This window comes from Burkholderia sp. Ax-1720 (assembly GCF_011753035.1).
Taxonomy (GTDB): domain Bacteria; phylum Pseudomonadota; class Gammaproteobacteria; order Burkholderiales; family Burkholderiaceae; genus Burkholderia; species Burkholderia gladioli.
Genome location: NZ_VWWK01000181.1, coordinates 1 through 13469 on the forward strand (window position 1 = coordinate 1; position 13469 = coordinate 13469).

Annotated in this window: 11 protein-coding genes and 1 pseudogene; 5 read left to right on the forward strand and 7 right to left on the reverse strand. The window is 68.7% G+C overall.

What is annotated here, in order from left to right:
- Positions 1–244 (reverse strand): annotated as a pseudogene (locus F3J18_RS37920) (hypothetical protein); the annotation flags it as partial.
- Between the two features lie 164 nt (positions 245–408).
- On the opposite strand from F3J18_RS37920, the gene cbiE reads away from it, so the two are divergent.
- The 3 genes from cbiE (at position 409) to cobM (ending at position 3156) form a co-directional block, all read left to right on the forward strand.
- Positions 409–1626 carry a precorrin-6y C5,15-methyltransferase (decarboxylating) subunit CbiE gene (gene cbiE, locus F3J18_RS30890; RefSeq protein WP_166915919.1) on the forward strand — a complete coding sequence of 406 codons (1218 nt, stop codon included), beginning with the start codon at positions 409–411 and terminating at the stop codon, positions 1624–1626.
- Entirely contained in the window at positions 1626–2351 is a 726-nt protein-coding gene (locus tag F3J18_RS30895; protein ID WP_166915921.1) for a cobalt-precorrin-6A reductase, read from the forward strand. The genes cbiE and F3J18_RS30895 overlap by 1 nt, the downstream gene beginning before the upstream one ends.
- Positions 2352–2421: 70 nt before the next feature.
- On the forward strand, positions 2422–3156 hold the full coding sequence (gene cobM / locus F3J18_RS30900; protein WP_025098775.1) for a precorrin-4 C(11)-methyltransferase: 735 nt from the start codon (positions 2422–2424) through the stop codon (positions 3154–3156).
- Positions 3157–3229: 73 nt separating this feature from the next.
- Here the strand turns inward: cobM and F3J18_RS30905 are convergent, their stop codons facing one another.
- Both F3J18_RS30905 and acnB read right to left on the reverse strand, forming a co-directional pair.
- Complete coding sequence (locus tag F3J18_RS30905) at positions 3230–3934, reverse strand: glutathione S-transferase N-terminal domain-containing protein (protein ID WP_025098776.1); 705 nt, start codon at positions 3932–3934, stop codon at positions 3230–3232.
- Positions 3935–4118: 184 nt separating this feature from the next.
- Positions 4119–6704: a bifunctional aconitate hydratase 2/2-methylisocitrate dehydratase gene (gene acnB / locus F3J18_RS30910; protein WP_166915922.1), complete on the reverse strand. Its 2586-nt coding sequence runs from the start codon at positions 6702–6704 to the stop codon at positions 4119–4121.
- A gap of 352 nt (positions 6705–7056) precedes the next feature.
- Here acnB and F3J18_RS30915 point away from each other — a divergent pair, with 352 nt between their 5' ends.
- Entirely contained in the window at positions 7057–7899 is an 843-nt protein-coding gene (locus F3J18_RS30915; RefSeq protein ID WP_105819631.1) for a M24 family metallopeptidase, read from the forward strand.
- Here F3J18_RS30915 and F3J18_RS30920 read toward each other — a convergent pair.
- Complete coding sequence (locus tag F3J18_RS30920; RefSeq protein ID WP_166915924.1) at positions 7868–8851, reverse strand: LysR substrate-binding domain-containing protein; 984 nt, start codon at positions 8849–8851, stop codon at positions 7868–7870. The genes F3J18_RS30915 and F3J18_RS30920 overlap by 32 nt on opposite strands.
- A gap of 244 nt (positions 8852–9095) precedes the next feature.
- On the opposite strand from F3J18_RS30920, the gene F3J18_RS30925 reads away from it, so the two are divergent.
- Positions 9096–10007, forward strand: a complete 912-nt coding sequence (locus tag F3J18_RS30925) for a LysR family transcriptional regulator (RefSeq protein WP_166915926.1) — start codon at positions 9096–9098, stop codon at positions 10005–10007.
- A gap of 213 nt (positions 10008–10220) precedes the next feature.
- Here the strand turns inward: F3J18_RS30925 and F3J18_RS30930 are convergent, their stop codons facing one another.
- The 3 genes from F3J18_RS30930 to F3J18_RS30940 all read right to left on the reverse strand — a co-directional run bounded on the left by F3J18_RS30930 (position 10221) and on the right by F3J18_RS30940 (position 13303).
- Entirely contained in the window at positions 10221–10382 is a 162-nt protein-coding gene (locus tag F3J18_RS30930) for a hypothetical protein (RefSeq protein WP_161783286.1), read from the reverse strand.
- Positions 10379–12019: a methyl-accepting chemotaxis protein gene (locus F3J18_RS30935; protein WP_025098789.1), complete on the reverse strand. Its 1641-nt coding sequence runs from the start codon at positions 12017–12019 to the stop codon at positions 10379–10381. Before F3J18_RS30935 ends, F3J18_RS30930 begins: the two co-directional genes overlap by 4 nt.
- 525 nt (positions 12020–12544) lie before the next feature.
- Positions 12545–13303 carry an ABC transporter permease gene (locus tag F3J18_RS30940; RefSeq protein ID WP_166915928.1) on the reverse strand — a complete coding sequence of 253 codons (759 nt, stop codon included), beginning with the start codon at positions 13301–13303 and terminating at the stop codon, positions 12545–12547.
- Between the last annotated feature and the right edge of the window lie 166 nt (positions 13304–13469).

The window sequence follows — 13469 nt, forward strand, 5'->3', positions numbered from 1 at the left end:
GACGCGGGCTGCCCGGCGCATCGACGGCGCGCGCGTATCCGGCCGGCCGATCGGCAGGCAGCGGGGCGGGGGAAAGGGGCGGGCTTTGGGAGGGCAAGGAACGGATAAAAAAGCGCACCGGATCAAATCGCGATGCCGGGCCGGCAAGGGCCGGCGCACTCGCGGCGCGTGCCGGCGGCAGCGCCGCGAGGCACGCCGCGCCTTGCCCCGGCAGCGTGTCGAAAACCGCCGGCGGGCAGGCCATCGGGCTCGTCAGGCTGCTTTCGGGCGGATTGGGCGCCGGCGAACGAGGCTGTATTATGCCTGCTTTCACCTGGCCGAGATACGCCGCGCGCCCCGGCGCGAGGCGGGTCGGGCGTATCGGGGACAGCGATCGGACGAGGGCGGGACAGGCATGGAGAGCAGGGCATGACGGCGTGGCTGACGGTGATCGGCATCGGCGACGACGGTTTCGAGGGGCTCGGCAAGCGAGCCCGGCGCGCGCTGATCGACGCGGCGGTGGTGGTCGGCGGCGAGCGTCATCTGGCGATGCTGCCGGGCTGCCTGCGCGCGCGCCGCGAGCCCTGGCCGAAGCCGTTCGAGATCGCGGCCCTGCTGGCGCGGCGCCCCGAGCCCACCTGCGTGCTGGCCAGCGGCGACCCGATGTTCTACGGCATCGGCGCGACGCTGGCGCGGCAACTGCCGGCCGAGGAGTTGCGCGTGCTGCCGGCGCCGTCCTCGGTCTCGCTGGCGGCCGCGCGGCTGGGCTGGGCGCTGCAGGAGGTGGAGGTGCTGTCCTGCGTGGGACGGCCGCTGGCCACCCTCATGCGGCAACTGCATCACGGTCGGCGCCTGCTGGTGCTCAGCGCCGACGGCAATACGCCGGCCGCGCTCGCGCGGCTGCTCACCGAGGCCGGTTACGGCGCCACGCGGCTCAGCGTGTTCGAGCATCTGGGCGGCCCGGCCGAACGGCGCATCGACGCGCTTGCCCAGGCCTGGCCCGCCGAGACGGTGGCCGCGCTGAACCTGGTGGCGCTCGACTGCGCGCGCGCGGCCGGCACGCCGCCGCTGCCGCTCACGCCGGGCCTGCCCGACGAGGCCTATCGACACGACGGACAACTGACCAAGCGCGACATGCGGGCGATCACGCTGGCGCGGCTCGCGCCGACGCCGGGCGAGCTGCTGTGGGATGTCGGCGCCGGCTCGGGCTCGATCGGCATCGAATGGATGCGCGCGCATCCATCCTGCGCGGCGATCGCGATCGAGGCCGATGCCGAGCGCCGCGAGACCATCGCCTTCAATCGCGAGCGGCTCGGCGTGCCGGGCCTGGCGATCGTCGCGGGCCGCGCGCCCGAGGCGCTGGCCGGGCTGGCGGCGCCCGACGCGATCTTCATCGGCGGGGGCGGCAGCGAGGCGGGCGTGCTGGCCGCCTGCTGGGCCGCGCTGAAGCCGGGCGGCAGGCTGGTGGCGAACGCGGTGACCCTGCAGGCCGAGACCGCGCTGCTGGCCTGGCGCGAGCAGCACGGTGGGGCGCTCACGCGTGTCGCGCTGGCCAATGCGGCGCCGCTCGGCGGTTTCGATACCTGGCGGCAGGCCTTGCCGGTCACGCTGTACGAGGTCCGCAAGCCAATTGGGGAGGCTGCCTGATGCGCGTGCTGCTGCTGGGCGGCACCGGCGAGGCGCTCAAGCTCGCGCGCACGCTGGCCGCCACCGACGTCTACAGTCTCGCCGGGCTCGGCAAGGTGCCGGAAGACCTGGCCTGCGCGGTGCGCGTGGGCGGCTTCGGCGGCGCCGAGGGGCTGGCCGCCTGGCTGCGCGAGGCCGGCATCGGCCTGGTGGTCGACGCGACCCATCCCTATGCGGCGCGCATCAGCGCCAATGCGGCCGAGGCCTGCCGCGCCACCGGCACGCCGTTGTGGGCGCTGCGCCGCGAGGCCTGGCGGGCGCGCGAGGGCGACGACTGGCGCATGGTCGGCGGCTGGGACGCCTTGACGGCCGCGCTGGCGCCGTATCGGCGGCCCTTCTTCACGCTGGGCCGCGAGCCGCTCGCGCATCTCGACGAGATCCCCGCGCATCAGCATTGGGTGATTCGCTGCCTCGACGCGCATCCGGGCAATGCGCGCGCGCGGGTGATCGCGGCGCGCGGCCCGTTCGCGCTCGAGGACGAGCGCGCGCTGTTCGCCCTGCTCGGCGTCGACGTGCTGGTCAGCAAGATGAGCGGCGGCGCGGCCACCGAGGCCAAGCTCGAGGTGGCGCGCGAGCGGCGCCTGCCGGTGCTGATGATCGAGCGCCCCGCGCTGCCCGAGGCCGATCGCGCCTTCGACGATCCAGTCGCGCTGGCACGGGCGCTCGCCGCGCTGCGCCAGGCATGAATCCAGGCCGGCGCGGCTCGACCGGCGCCGGCGCTGCGACAAGCGAACGAACCCAAGGAGAAAACCACAGATGACGGTGTATTTCATCGGCGCCGGGCCGGGCGACCCCGAGCTGATCACGGTGAAGGGCCAGCGCCTGGTGCGCAGCTGCCCGGTGATCCTCTACGCGGGCTCGCTGGTGCCCGAGGCCGTGCTCGACGGCCATCAGGCCCACACGGTGGTCAATACCGCGGAGCTCGATCTCGATGCGATCGTCGCGCTGCTGGGCGCGGCGCACGCGCGCGGCGAGCACGTGGCGCGCGTGCATTCCGGCGACCCTTCGCTGTACGGCGCGATCGGCGAGCAGATCCGGCGCCTCAAGGCGCTCGGGATTCCCTACGAGATCGTGCCGGGGGTGACTGCCACGGCGGCTTGCGCGGCCACGCTCGGCGTCGAGCTGACCCTGCCCGAGGTGGCGCAGACGGTGATCCTGACGCGCTACGCGGGCAAGACCACCCTGCCCGAGGGCGAGGCGCTGGGCGGGCTGGCCGCGCATCGCGCGACGCTGGCGATCCATCTGGGCGTGCGCCATCTGGCGAGGATCGTCGAGGAAGTGCGCCCGCATTACGGCGACGATTGCCCGGTCGCGGTGGTGTATCGCGCCAGTTGGCCGGACGAGACGCGCGTGACGGGCACGCTGGCCGATATCGTCGGAAAGATTGCCGGCACCGCGATCGAGCGGACCGCGCTGATCCTGATCGGGCGCGTGCTCGACACCGATCGCTTCGCCGATTCGACGCTCTACGCGAAGGCTTCGAAGCCATGATGGAAGGGCGGGCACCGGGCCCGCCCGAGGCGCCGGCCGCCGCCGCGAGCGCGACGGCCAGGCAGGGCGCGTGTCAGTCGCGCGCCGGGATGGTCAGGCCGCGCTGCACGGCCGGCCGCGCCACGAAGGCTTCCAGCGCGCGCGCCACGTTCGGGAAGTGCTCGAACTCCACCAGCTCGCGCGCCTCGTAGAAGCCGATCAGGTTGCGCACCCACGGGAAGGTGGCGATGTCGGCGATGGTGTATTCGTCGCCGGCGATCCAGGTGCTGGCGGCCAGCCGCGTCTCCAGCACGCCGAGCAGCCGCTTCGATTCGCCGACGTAGCGCTCGCGCGGGCGCTTGTCCTCGTACTCGCGTCCGGCGAACTTGTGGAAGAAACCGAGCTGGCCGAACATCGGCCCGATCCCGCCCATCTGGAACATCAGCCACTGGATGGTCTGGTAGCGCGCGGCCGGATCGGCCGGCAGCAACTGGCCGGTCTTCTCGGCCAGGTAGAGCAGGATCGCGCCCGATTCGAACAAGCCGAGCGGCTTGCCGCCGGGGCCGTTCGGGTCGATCAGCGCGGGGATCTTGTTGTTCGGGTTCAGCGACAGGAACTCCGGCGAGAACTGGTCGTTGGTGTCGAAGCGCACCAGGTGCGGCTCGTAGGGCAGGCCCAGTTCCTCCAGCGCGATCGAGGCCTTGACGCCGTTGGGCGTGGGCAGCGAGTAGAGCTGGATGCGGTCGGGGTGCTGCGCCGGCCATTTTTTCGTGATCGGGAAGGCGGACAGGTCGCTCATGGGATGGCTCATGGGGTTTGGTGGTTTCGCGATGGTATACGGAAGCGCGAAGGGTTGCCGGGGAGGACGGGCTCCGGCCGATCCCCGGTGCGCCGCACAAAAAAAGACGCCGCAGGCAGTGAGCCCGCGGCGCCTTTTTCACCTCGCGACAGCGCCAACCTCACGCCGCACGCGATTCACCCATTCAGGCCTTGACCGTATCGGCCACGTCCTTGAAGTCGGCGATCTGGTCGAAGTTCATGTACTTGTAGATCTGGTCGCCATTGGCGTTGAGCACGCCCATGTCGGCCATGTACTCCTCCTTGCTCGGGATCTTGCCCAGGCGCGAGCAGATCGCCGCCAGTTCCGCCGAGCCGAGATACACGTTGGTGTTCTTGCCCAGGCGGTTCGGGAAGTTGCGGGTGGAGGTGGACATCACCGTCGCGCCTTCGCGCACCTGTGCCTGGTTGCCCATGCACAGCGAGCAGCCCGGCATTTCGGTACGCGCGCCGGCGGTGCCGAACACGCCGTAATGGCCTTCCTCGGTCAGCTGCTTCTGGTCCATCTTGGTCGGCGGGGCCACCCACAGCTTGACGGGGATGTCGCGCTTGCCTTCCAGCAGCTTCGAGGCGGCACGGAAGTGACCGATGTTGGTCATGCACGAGCCGATGAACACTTCGTCGATCTTGGCGCCGGCCACGTCCGACAGCGTCTTCACGTCGTCCGGATCGTTCGGGCAGGCCACGATCGGCTCGTGGATGTCGGCCAGGTCGATCTCGATGACGGCGGCGTATTCCGCGTCGGCATCCGGGGCCAGCAGCTGCGGGTCGGCCAGCCACTGCTCCATCGCCGCGATCCGGCGCTGCAGGCTGCGCGGATCCTGGTAGCCCTCGGCGATCATCCACTTCAGCAGCGTGACGTTGCTGTTGAGGTACTCGATGATCGGCGCCTTGTTCAGGTGCACCGTGCAGCCGGCGGCCGAGCGCTCGGCCGAAGCGTCCGACAGTTCGAAGGCTTGCTCGACCTTCAGGTCCGGCAGGCCCTCGATCTCGAGGATGCGGCCCGAGAAGATGTTCTTCTTGCCCTGCTTGGCCACCGTCAGCATGCCCTGCTTGATGGCGTACAGCGGGATCGCGTTGACCAGGTCGCGCAGCGTCACGCCCGGCTGCATCTTGCCCTTGAAGCGGACCAGCACCGATTCCGGCATGTCCAGCGGCATGGTGCCGGTGGCGGCCGCGAAGGCGACCAGGCCCGAACCGGCCGGGAAGCTGATGCCGATCGGGAAGCGCGTGTGCGAATCGCCGCCGGTGCCGACCGTGTCGGGCAGCAGCATGCGGTTCAGCCAAGAGTGGATCACGCCGTCGCCCGGGCGCAGCGCGATGCCGCCGCGGGTGCTGATGAAGTTCGGCAGGGTCTGGTGGGTCTTCACGTCCACCGGCTTCGGATAGGCGGCCGTGTGGCAGAACGACTGCATCACCAGGTCGGCCGAGAAGCCCAGGCAGGCCAGGTCCTTCAGCTCGTCGCGCGTCATCGGGCCGGTGGTGTCCTGCGAGCCCACCGAGGTCATCTTCGGTTCGCAGTAGGTGCCCGGGCGCACGCCCTGGCCTTCCGGCAGGCCGCAGGCGCGGCCGACCATCTTCTGCGCCAGCGAGAAGCCGCGGCCGCTGTCGGCCGGCTGCTGCGGCAGGCGGAACAGCGTCGACGGGGCCAGGCCCAGCGCCTCGCGCGCCTTGGTGGTCAGGCCGCGTCCGATGATCAGCGGAATCCGGCCGCCGGCGCGCACTTCGTCGAACAGCACTTCGGACTTGACCTGGAATTCGGCGATCACTTCGCCGTTCTTCAAGGCCTTGCCTTCATAGGGGCGCAGCTCGACCACGTCGCCCATCTCCATCTGCGAGACGTCGAGCTCGATCGGCAGCGCGCCGGCATCTTCCATGGTGTTGTAGAAGATCGGGGCGATCTTGCTGCCCAGGCACACGCCGCCGAAGCGCTTGTTCGGGACGTAGGGGATGTCCTCGCCGGTGAACCACAGCACCGAGTTGGTGGCCGACTTGCGCGAGGAGCCGGTGCCGACCACGTCGCCCACGTAGGCAACCAGGTGGCCCTTTTCCTTCAGCGATTCGATGAACTTGACCGGGCCGCGCTTGCCGTCCTCTTCCGGCGTGATGCCGGGGCGGGTGTTCTTCAGCATCGCCAGCGCGTGCATCGGGATGTCGGGGCGGGTGGTGGCGTCCGGGGCCGGCGAGAGATCGTCGGTATTGGTTTCGCCGGTCACCTTGAAGACCGTGATGGTCAGGCTCTGCGGCACTTCCGGGCGGCTGGTGAACCATTCGGCGTCGGCCCAGCTCTGCAGCACGGCCTTGGCGTGCGCGTTGCCCTGGTCGGCCAGTTCCTTGACGTCATGGAACTGGTCGAACATCAGCAGGGTTTTCTTCAGCGCGTCGGCGGCCACGGCGGCGACCGCCTCGTCGGACAGCAGCTCGATCAGAGGCTGGATGTTGTAGCCGCCCAGCATGGTGCCGAGCAGTTCGGTGGCGTGCGCGCGCGAGATCAGCGGGCTGGCGGTCTCGCCCTTGGCGACGGCGGCCAGGAAGCCGGCCTTCACGCGCGCGGCTTCGTCCACGCCGGCAGGCACGCGATGGGTGATCAGCTCGAGCAGGGTCTGCTCTTCGCCGGCCGGCGGGTTGGTCAGCAGTTCCACCAGTTCGGCGGTTTGCTGAGCCGTCAGCGGCAGGGGGGGAATACCGAGCGCGGCGCGGGCGGCCACGTGAGCGCGATAGTTTTCAAGCATGGGGGAACCTGCTGGCATTGTGTTTCAGGGGAAGGCGCGTCAGACGCCCCGAGAACTGCCCCGGGCACGGCTTCGGACGGCATTTTAATCGTCGCATGAGGGTGTGTCAAACATCTTATATCTTATATAAGAGTTGGGAATCGGCGCACGCAGAGGCCGGCCATTCGGCGCGATGCCGGCAGGGCACGGCGAAAATCCTTCACATCAGTTGTGAAAACCTATCGTTGGACGAGGCGGCACTCGAAATCCAATACTTCCTCCATGTCGAAGCGATGGATCAGCTGCTCGACACGAGGTTGCGATCCGCTTGGAGATCGCAACGTGCGTTCAACCGGAAAAGCAGGATAGGAACATGAGCCACGATATCGATTACAACAAAATTTCAATCAAGACTCCTGAGGAAATCGCGATGCTGCGCGCCGCGGGCCGCATCGCTGCCCAGGTGCTGCAGGATCTCACGCCGCATATTCAACCCGGCGTGAGCTCGCGCCAGATCAACGACCTGGCCTACGACCTGATCGTCAACAAGTACCACGCGGAAATCGATCGGGAGGATCTCGCCGGCTACGATTCGAGCCAGTACGCCTGCATCTCGATCGCGCATAACGAGAATGCCTTCAGCGGCGAACCGAGCGACCTGCCGCTGAAGAAGGGCGATCTGTTCGGCGTCGACGTCAGCATCAAGAAGGAAGGGTGGTGCGGCGACACCCAGCGCATGTGGATCGTCGGCGAGGAGACCAGCGCCGAGGCGCGCCTGTTGATGGCGGTCGGATACCAGGCCATGTGCCTGGGCATCAGCCTGGTCCGCCCCGGCGCGAAGGTGCAGGATATCGCCCGTCGCGTGCAGGCCTATGTCGAGTCGTTCGGGTTCTCGATGCTGCGCGTGCCGAGCGGAACGGGGCATTCGATCGGCCAGGTCCACGCGGACGGATGGCTGATTCCCTACTACGACTCGTCCATCAACGAAGGGCGGGTGCTGGAGAAGGGCATGGTGATCACGGTCGAGCCGTTCATTTGCGCCGGATCCGGTGCGGGCATCCGCCTGAACAACGTCACGCGTTCGGCACAGACCGCCGACAAGTCGCTGGCCGTCTACTGGGAGCACGTGGTCGCGGTCACCGAATCCGGCTGCGAAGTGCTGGATCTGCGCGACGGCGAGGACATCACGTTCTACGACGCGCGGCTTCGCGCCTGAAGCGCGGCATGCCCGGCATATCCGTCGGATCGTCGTGCGGTGGCGGCGGTGACGCTTGCCCCGTCTGCTGGATTATGTCCTCCAGCCAGGCGACGAACTGCAGGATGGCGGCCTGTTTGCGCGTGTCTTCGCGCCAGCACAGATGGTAGTCGAGATGGGAGGGGATCCGGGTGTGCCCGACCTGCACCAGTTTTCCCTCCCGCAGGTAAGGATGGATCAAGCGCTCCCTCAGCATGGCGACACCCTGGCCCGCGAGGGCGGCATGCAGCAGCGATGCCGCATCGTCGAACATCGGACCCGATTCGGGGGCGACGGCATCGAGACCGGCGGCAAGAAAAAATTCCTGCCACGAGCGACCGGAGAAGCGCAGCAGCGGAACGCGAACCAGGTCGATGGCCGTCGCCAGTGGCGGGTGCCGGTCGAGGAACCCCGGCGTGCAGACTGCGATCACCCGATCCTCCAGCAGTTTCCGCGACTGGAATCCGTGTCGATCGACGCTCTTGTGCCAGATGCCGATATCGGCTTCCTGCGCGTCCGAAGCATCGCGGGTATGGCGCACCGAGATCGAGAGATCGAGATGCGGGTGCCGGCCGTGGAAGGCCTCGAGCGAGGGGATCAGCCACGCGGTCGCGAAGTCGGCCATGACGCTGAGCTTGAGCGACAGACGCCGCGGCCGGTCGGCCTGTCTTGCTTCCTGCAGTGCCGATTCGATATCGGTCAGCCCCCGGCGCACTCGCTCGGCCAGCCGCGTACAGGCGGTGCTCGGAATCATCCGCGACTGCGTGCGCGTAAACAGTGCCGTCTCCAGCATCGATTCGACCTGCCGGATCTGATGGCTGATCGCGCTGTGCGTCAGGCAGAGTTCGTTGGCGGCGGCGGTGAAGCTGTGGCAGCGTTCGGCCGTTTCGAGCGCGCGCAGCGCGGCGAGATTCAGGCGGATTCGTTCGGTCATGGGGAGCCTGGAGCGAGTTGGGGCATGGTGGGCGTGCGTGCTGTTCCTCGGGAATCCCGGTCCGCCCGCATCGACCGCTGCATGATGGCGTCCATGCTAGGAAGCCGGCTCGGCCATGGCAAATTCATACTTTTGATGGCCTGATATATATTTCATCAATATCGCCAGGCTCGATCCGATGCCGCGCTCGGGCCTTCGCGGCAAGGCCGTTGCGGCACTGCCAGGCCCTTCGAGGTTTCCGCCCGTGAGCACATCCATCACCCTGCGCCAGATCGAATACTTCGTGTCCGTCGCCGACACCGGGCAGATTTCCCAGTCGGCGAACCTTTGCGCGGTGTCCCAGTCGTCGATGACGATCGCCTTGAAGAAGCTCGAGGACGCGGTGGGCACGGCCCTGCTTCAGCGTCATTCCAGAGGGGTTCGGCTCACCCAGGCGGGCGAGCGCTTTCTGCGTCATGTGCAGCACGCGGCGATCTCGGTCGATCGCGCCGTCGCGGCGGCGCAGGACGTGCCCGAGCAGGTCGCGGGGCAGGTTCGCATCGGCGTGACCGAAACCATCTCGGCCTACCTGATGCCCTCGCTGATGTCGGCCGTCGCCGAGCGTTTCGGCAAGCTGAACGTGAGCATCGTCGAAAGCGAGCGGGAAACCATCGAGGCGATGCTGGTCGACGATCGCCTCGATATCGCGCTGCTGCTGGTATCGAACACGGCGGAAGTCGAGGGCCTGAGGTACGAGACGATCCTTCGCTACGCCCGCCGCCTGTGGACCCGTCCCGATCATCCGCTGCAGGAGGCGCCGCGCGTCACGCTCGAGGATGTCGCGCGCGAGGACTACCTGCTGCTGGACATGGACGAGCATCTGCGCACGGTCGGCAGGTACTGGGGAAGCTACGGTATCGCGCCCAGGGTCCGGATGCAGAGTCGATCGATCGAAGCGGTCAGGAGCCTGGTCGCGCTCGGGCACGGCGTCACGATCCTGTCGGACCTGGTGTATCGCCCCTGGTCGCTGGAGGGCAACCGGATCAGCCGCCGCGAGCTGAGCGTGACGGTGCCGACCATGGATGTCGGCGCGGTCTGGCGGCGGGCAGGGAGCATGTCGACACCCTGTCGCGCCTTGCTCGATCTGTTCCGGTCGTGGCGGAAAACGGCACCGTAATGGCGGCCCGGCCCGGCTGAGCGCCGCCGACATCGTCACGTTCGGGCGCTTGCGCCAGCACGAAAAAAAGGCGGCTGCCCCGCGCCGCGTGCCATCACGCCGCTCGGGGCAAGCCGCCCGGAACGCATCGGAACGAAGATGGCCTTCTCGTTCCGACGCCGCGAACCGCTGCCGGCCGGGGCTGACGCCCGAGCTCGCGCCGGCAGCGGCTCCTCAGAGCGCACGCGGCATCGGCCGCCGCTCGCGCGGCGCGCGCCAGCGCGCATGCCGCAGGCAGTGATGCAGGGCATCGCCGCGCCGTGCCTGGCCGCGTCGCCGGGCGCCGCGCGCGGCCTGGCTCGCGCCGTCGCGAAACAGGCAGGGCGCGGGGCTCATGCCGGCACCATGCGCCAGTTGGCGCGGCCGGGCCGGCGCTCGCCGCCGTCGAGGCCATCGATGCCGCTCGCCCGTTCCTGCGCGATCCGGAAGGTCGCCACCGTCTCGTCGAGTTGCCGTCCCTGGGTCTCGAGCGACTTCGAGGCCGCCGCGGCCTGCTCGACCAGGGCCGCGTTCTGCTGGGTGGTCTCGTCCATCTGGGTGATGGTCAGGTTGACCTGGTCGATGCCGCGGCTCTGCTCGGAGGAGGCGGCGGCGATCTCGCCCATGATGTCGGTCACGCGCGCCACCGCCTGGGTCACCTCGTCCATGGTCCTGCCGGCCTCGTCGGCGAGCACCGCGCCGTCCTGCACGGTCTGCACCGAGGCCGTGATCAGCTCCTTGATCTCCTTGGCCGCGCCCGAGGAGCGCTGGGCCAGCGCGCGCACCTCGCTGGCCACCACCGCGAAGCCGCGGCCCTGTTCGCCGGCGCGCGCCGCCTCGACCGCCGCGTTGAGCGCGAGGATGTTGGTCTGGAACGCGATGCCCTCGATCATGCCGGTGATCTCGGCGATCTTCGAGGAGCGTTCGCCCAGGTCGTTCATGGTGTCGACCACGCGCCCCACCGCGTGGCTGCCGCGCTGCGCGACCTCGGAGGCGCTGCTGGCCAGCGTGCTGGCCTGCTGGGCGTTTTCCGCGTTCAGGCGCACGGTCGAGGTGAACTGCTCCATGGTGGCCGCGGTTTCCTGCAGCGAGGCCGCCTGTTCCTCGGTGCGCTGGCTCAGGTCGACGTTGCCGGCGGCGATCTCGCCCACCGCCAGCGCGATGCCCGAGCTGCCCTCGCGCACGCGGCTGACGATGCCGGCCAGGCGCGTGTTCATGGTGTCGAGCGCGTCGAGCAGGTCGCGCGTCTCGTCGTGGCCGCGTACCTCGATGTGGCTGGTCAGGTCGCCGTCGGCGACGGTGCGCGCCACGCGCACCGCCTCGGACAGCGGCCGCGTGATCGAGCGGGTGATCGCCACCCCGGCCAGCGCGGCCAGCGCGACGGCCGCAGCACAGATTCCCAGCATCAGGTTGCGCGCGGTGTCGTAGCGTTCCACGCCGGCCTGCGCGAGCGCGCTCTCGCGTTCGCGCGTGTAGCTCGCGTAGGCGTCGGTGGCGCGCACCAGCTCGGCCAGCAGCGGCCGGCACTTGTCGTCGATCGCGGCGATCGCGTCCTCGCGCTGGCCGGCCAGCGCCTGCTGGACGATCGCCAGCGCCACCGGCCCGTAGCGGCTCTCGACGTTGGCGATGTCGGCGGCGAGCTGGCGTGCCTCGGGCGTGGTGTCGCTCGCGCTGGCGAGCATCGACTGGAGCTGGGCCAGGTAGCGCTGCACGTCGGCATGCGCGCGCTCGACGTCGGCTTTTTCCAGGGCGATATCGTCGGGCTTGGTCACCAATACCAGGTTGCGCGCCGCGATCGCGCGCCGGTCGACCGCCATGCGGATCTGCGCCGCGGTATTGGCGCGCGCGTTCACGCCGGCCGTGTAGCGGGTGAAGGCAAGATTGGCGTCCGAGAGCGCATGCAGCGCGAATGCCGAGACGCCCACCACGATCGCCGCGAGTATGCCGAAACCGCCGAGCAGTTTATGTTTGATGCCCAGCCTGAGAATTTTCATGGTGGCCTCTTCAATTGGGGTTCGAGACGAAAACGGGCGTGACGAGTGCCTGTCGTAATCGCGTTAACGGGACATTTGTTTTTTTCTTTACCTTCCGGAACCCGAATAGTGTTGACCCCGATCATGAGAATCGCGTGGCGATACTAAATAGCTTATTCATAGGCGAAAGTGCTTGATGGTAGCGGAATTCAAGGATGCTTTCTGGGATATTACAAGCGCGGCCGGGCAGGCAATTTCGCGAGGATGATCGGTCAATCGTTTGCGCATCAATTGTCATACGAGATATTTCATTCCCGTATTTCAGGTAGTGGCGGATGAATATCGAAATCGAAAGCATTTCGGAAAATCGATAGGAGAATATGGAAAGCGCCATCGATTATTCATGGATGAAACGATCGATTGATTTTTGCGGGGAAATCGGCGGATTGGCACGCGGCGCGAATCGTTCCTGGCGAATGCCGCGGCCTTGCCTTGTCTCGATCGTGCCGGTGCCGGCGCCGAATGGCGCGGCGCGAGGCGGCTGGCTCAGCCGCGCGTCGTCCGCCCGCCTGCCGCGCCCTGGGCGGGCGCCAGCCACCGGCCGGCGAAGCCGAGCGCGTCGTAGACCAGCACCGCCAGCAGCGCGACGATCACGCCGCCTTGCAGCACGAAGGCGGTGTTCGAGGTCTGCAGGCCGGCGATGATCACGTCGCCGAGCCCCTTGGCGGCCACCGTCGAGCCGATCGTCGCGGTGCCGAGGTTGATCACCACGGCCAGCCGCACGCCGTTGAGGATGACCGGCGCGGCCAGCGGCAGCTCGATCGACAGAAGCCGCTGCCGCTCGCTCATGCCCATGCCGCGCGCGGCCTCGAGGGTGGCGGGCGCGATCGAGCCCAGGCCGGCGAGGGTGCTCTCGAACACCGGCAGCAGGCCGTAGAGCGTCAGCGCGAGCAGCACCGGCTTGGCGCCGAAGCCGACCGCCGGCACCGCCAGCGCGAGCACCGCCACCGGCGGGAAGGTCTGGCCGAGGTTGGCGATGCTGCGCGCCACCGGCAGGAAATCGGCGCCGGCCGGGCGCGTCACGGCGATCCCGGCCAGCATCGCCAGCGCCGAGCCGATCAGGCTGGAGGCGGCCACGATCGCCAGGTGGGAGAGGGTGAGATCGACCAGGCTCGCGCGGTCGTAGATGGCCGGCGCGCCGTGCTCGGCGAGCGGCGCGAACAGCGGCTGCAGCCAGTCGGGCCGCCCGATCAGCACCAGCAGGGCGGCCAGCGCGGCGGGCAGGCGCAGCGGGTCGGCCGGCATCAGCCGCTTGGACACCAGGTTCGGCGCGGCGGCGGCCTGGGCCTTGCGGCGACGCGGCGAGACCGGTTCGTCGTTGCCGTCGCGATCGACCGCTTCCACCAGCCAGTTGATGCCGTTGTCGCGCGCGAGGCCGTAATCGCCCTCGCGGCTCGGCTCGTCCAGGCCG

What these genes read in the sequence shown, in the direction of transcription:
- cbiE (WP_166915919.1), top strand. Translation starts at nt 409, where the DNA reads ATGACGGCGTGGCTGACGGTGATCGGCATCGGCGACGACGGTTTCGAG.
- F3J18_RS30895 (WP_166915921.1), top strand. Translation starts at nt 1,626, where the DNA reads ATGCGCGTGCTGCTGCTGGGCGGCACCGGCGAGGCGCTCAAGCTCGCG.
- cobM (WP_025098775.1), top strand. Translation starts at nt 2,422, where the DNA reads ATGACGGTGTATTTCATCGGCGCCGGGCCGGGCGACCCCGAGCTGATC.
- F3J18_RS30905 (WP_025098776.1), bottom strand. Translation starts at nt 3,934, where the DNA reads ATGAGCGACCTGTCCGCCTTCCCGATCACGAAAAAATGGCCGGCGCAG.
- acnB (WP_166915922.1), bottom strand. Translation starts at nt 6,704, where the DNA reads ATGCTTGAAAACTATCGCGCTCACGTGGCCGCCCGCGCCGCGCTCGGT.
- F3J18_RS30915 (WP_105819631.1), top strand. Translation starts at nt 7,057, where the DNA reads ATGAGCCACGATATCGATTACAACAAAATTTCAATCAAGACTCCTGAG.
- F3J18_RS30920 (WP_166915924.1), bottom strand. Translation starts at nt 8,851, where the DNA reads ATGACCGAACGAATCCGCCTGAATCTCGCCGCGCTGCGCGCGCTCGAA.
- F3J18_RS30930 (WP_161783286.1), bottom strand. Translation starts at nt 10,382, where the DNA reads ATGAGCCCCGCGCCCTGCCTGTTTCGCGACGGCGCGAGCCAGGCCGCG.
- F3J18_RS30935 (WP_025098789.1), bottom strand. Translation starts at nt 12,019, where the DNA reads ATGAAAATTCTCAGGCTGGGCATCAAACATAAACTGCTCGGCGGTTTC.
- F3J18_RS30940 (WP_166915928.1), bottom strand. Translation starts at nt 13,303, where the DNA reads ATGCCGGCCGACCCGCTGCGCCTGCCCGCCGCGCTGGCCGCCCTGCTG.